This is a genomic window from Protofrankia sp. CiP1_Cm_nod2 (genome assembly GCF_920664355.1).
Classification (GTDB): domain Bacteria; phylum Actinomycetota; class Actinomycetes; order Frankiales; family Frankiaceae; genus Protofrankia.
The window spans coordinates 1-2,665 of record NZ_CAKKTL010000293.1; the positions used below are offsets into that span (position 1 = coordinate 1).

Consider the following 2,665-nt stretch of genomic DNA (forward strand, 5'->3'; position numbering starts at 1 on the left):
TGGGGCCGTCCGTTTCGCCGCGGTCTCCAGCGACTACCGGTGGCGCGTCGGACCCGACGAGGTCCTCACCGCGCTGCGCGACATGCGCCGCTAGACGCCCTCCCTGAGGGGCGTTCAGCGGCACGCGGCGCAGCAGGCCGGGGCAGCGCCTCAGCACCCGACAGCCGCAACGCCGTCGCCGCGCCGGGCAGGACCTTCAGTCCGGGTCCGGGTCCGGGCCCGGCCCCGGCCCGCGGCCGGTAGCCATCCTCCGCCGATCCGGACACAGCCGGGAACTTTATGACATACCCAACCAGGTCGTGTGGGTCGGACTTGAAGATGATCACGTGCCCGTCGGGATACTGGCATACCCAGGCGACCCTGGCCGCCTACTGCCGCGTGCGCTCCTACCTGGTCTCCGCCCGCGACCACGGCCTGCGTGCCCTCGACGCCATCCGCACCGCCCTGACCGGCAAACCCTGGCTACCAGTCCCAGCCGCCGCCTGAAACAACATCAACACAGGTCACACCCGTGAATGGACACCACCAGTCCCTCTTTTGCTGCTTGCTGTGTTGAACCTGGCGACCGGTTGTGCATGCGGTCACCGCCAGCTACGCTGGCGCCAGCGTCTCCACGGATATTGTGGATGACGGATGGTTGCCCGGTCGCGCACAAAATGCCCGATGCCGGAAAGTACCCGAAATCGCCAGAGTGGGAGTACGGGAAATGGACGTCTCGATCGGGTTGCCCTCCACCATTCCCGGCGTCGAAGGCAGCCAGATCCTCGAGTGGGCCAAACGGGCGGACCGCTCCGTATTCTTGTCACTCGGCGTCATCGACCGTCTCGTCTACCCCAATGACGAGCCTCTGATCACGCTTGCGGCCGCAGCGGCGGTGACTGAGCGGATCAAGCTCCTGACCGCCATCGCGATTCTTCCGTACCGGGTCAATGCGGCGTTGTTCGCCAAGCAGGCCGCAAGTATCCAGCATCTTTCCGGCAACCGGTTGGTGCTGGGCCTCGGCCTGGGCGGTCGGGAGGACGACTACCAGGCCGGCGGCGTTCCTTTTAATGGCCGGGGGCGACGATTCGAAAAGATGCTGGTGGACACGCTTGAAATCTGGTCCGGTGAGCCGCGCGGCGACGCGGGGGCGATCGGGCCCACTCCACCGGCTCGTCCCGGGTTGCTGATCGGAGGCCAGTCACCGAGGTCCTTCCAGCGGGCCGCCGAGCACGCGGACGGATGGATCGCGGGTGGGGCGCCGCCGGAGGCGTTCGGGCCGGCCGCTGCGCAGGCGAAGGCTGCGTGGGAAGCCCGCGGCCGCAAGGATCGGCCACGGCTGGCGGCACTCGGTTACTTCTCCCTGGGGCCGCAGGCACGCGTACATGCTGAGAGCTACCTCCGGCACTACTACGCGTTCGCCGGAGCGTACGCCGAACAGGTGGTGGCGGGTGCGCTGACCGACGGCAGGGCGGTCCGCGACGCTGTCGCCGCCTTCGCCGAGGCGGGGTGCGACGAGTTGGTGCTGTTCCCGTGCAACCCGGAACCCGGCCAGGTCGACCTTCTGGCCGACGCGGTCAGGTAGGCCCAACGGAAGGAAGGTCATTCGGCCGCCCAGATCCGGTCCGACACGGGGCCGAGGGATTCACGCACCTTTGGTCACCTAACAAAGCCCTACTAGTTGTGGATCAGTCATCATGCCGAGGCCCTGGGGAAGGCACGGCGCGGAAATGAGCGCGACCGAGCAGCGCTACGCCCCGCTCACGCGGGCGTTCACCCTGGCAACTGCGTCCAGCATGGCAGTGGCGAACAGGTCGGGATGGACCACCGGAAAATCATGATCGGCTGCTACCGGGATGACATGTGCCCCGAGCTGGTCGGCCAGTTGCCGTTGCAAGGCGGGGCGGCACAGCGTGTCGTTGTCGGTCAGCAGCACGACTGACGGCACGTTTCGGAGCGGTTGAACACGTCCGCGCAGATCGTGGCGTTGCACGGCACGGCCCATGGCCAGGACGGCGGCCAGTGGGGTACGGGTTAGTTCGGCGTGCAGCCACGGCCATCGGTTGACCACATCAGTCCCGCTGCGCCGATTGGCTCCGAAGTAGCGCGCGGGCAGCGAGTTTCCCCGGTTGAGGCGAGCCAGCGGGGCTGCCGTCGCAAGAGTGGTCCACAACAGGCGGTCGCGGCGGTTCTGCCGGTAGTTCAGCGCGCAAGCTGCCAGGACCAGGCCCGCGACCCGCTGCGGATGAGCCAACGCCATATGCGTTCCCACCAAGCCGCCGAGGGAGAATCCGCACACGATCACACGGTCGATATTCAGGACGTCGAGCACCGCTATGACGTCTTCGGCGCAGTCGGCGATGGAGAACTCCCCGGCGATCGGCAGTCCGCGTCCGTGGCCACGCTGGTCCAGGCCGACAATCGGATGCCGCTGGGACAGCGGTGGCATCAACCCGAAGAAATTGACGTCCAGCGACCAGGTCCACCCGTGCAGCAGCAACACCGGCAGTACACCGTCCCGGTCGGCCCGGGTCTGCCGCACGAAAACCTCCCCGCGGCCGGGGACCTGCAACATACGACCGGGCGGCAGCTCGGGACGCCATCCCTGTATGTGTGAGCGCGATGCGCGGGCCGGTCGGAGGAAGCCTGCCGTGCGCCGCGCCACGCGGACACGGGCTGTCTGCAT

General features: G+C 67.7%; 3 protein-coding genes. 2 read left to right on the forward strand and 1 reads right to left on the reverse strand.

Going from position 1 to position 2,665, the window contains the following annotated elements; all coding sequences use genetic code 11:
• Window positions 1-312: 312 nt before the first annotated feature.
• Both NBW84_RS21900 and NBW84_RS21905 read left to right on the forward strand, forming a co-directional pair.
• Entirely contained in the window at window positions 313-486 is a 174-nt protein-coding gene (locus tag NBW84_RS21900) for a hypothetical protein (protein ID WP_445548812.1), read from the forward strand.
• A gap of 220 nt (window positions 487-706) precedes the next feature.
• Window positions 707-1,564, forward strand: coding sequence for an LLM class flavin-dependent oxidoreductase (locus NBW84_RS21905; protein ID WP_250286993.1), 858 nt, complete (start codon window positions 707-709; stop codon window positions 1,562-1,564).
• A 165-nt stretch (window positions 1,565-1,729) separates the two neighbouring features.
• Here NBW84_RS21905 and NBW84_RS21910 read toward each other — a convergent pair.
• On the reverse strand, window positions 1,730-2,665 hold a 936-nt coding region (locus tag NBW84_RS21910), incomplete at its 5' end, for an alpha/beta fold hydrolase (RefSeq protein WP_250286995.1).

Excerpts from the sequence above, each read along its gene's own strand:
- NBW84_RS21905 (WP_250286993.1), top strand. The coding sequence starts at position 707 with ATGGACGTCTCGATCGGGTTGCCCTCCACCATTCCCGGCGTCGAAGGC.